Annotated in this window: 1 protein-coding gene; it reads left to right on the top strand. The window is 30.6% G+C overall.

Going from position 1 to position 382, the window contains the following annotated elements:
- Positions 1-373: hypothetical protein (locus Q0958_RS18890; protein WP_299126124.1), on the top strand; the 373-nt coding region annotated here is incomplete at its 5' end.
- Positions 374-382: the final 9 nt, after the last annotated feature.

Here is a 382-nt window from a genome sequence, read left to right as displayed (position 1 = left end):
AGCTTGTGAACTTTTTTGGTCTGAAAAAGGAATTTCGGAATTTAATGGTAAAACTGAAATTTGGAGTATATGTAACTTAAAAAACGGAAACAGATTCATTCGAATTGAGTCTTATAAAGATGAAACTTTTTTTCAAGAACTGTACTTTGAGAAAAACGGAAAGTTGCGCTACGCAAAAGAAACTGAAAACTATAATCCGACAAATGGATTTGCAGAAATGAAATGGAATTGTGAATTCTTTTTGGAAAATGGAAAATTGATGACAAACATATCATTAGGTCACGGAAAAACAGAAGACGAAAATTGGAGTCCTGAATCAATAATTGGAATGTACAAAAAACGGATTTTGGAATTGAATAAAATGAAAAACTAGCTATGAACA

Source organism: uncultured Tenacibaculum sp. (genome assembly GCF_947499065.1).
In the GTDB taxonomy this organism is placed as follows: Bacteria; Bacteroidota; Bacteroidia; order Flavobacteriales; family Flavobacteriaceae; genus Polaribacter.
Note: the sequence above shows the minus strand (reverse complement) of the source record. Positions and strands in the feature narration are given on the sequence as shown.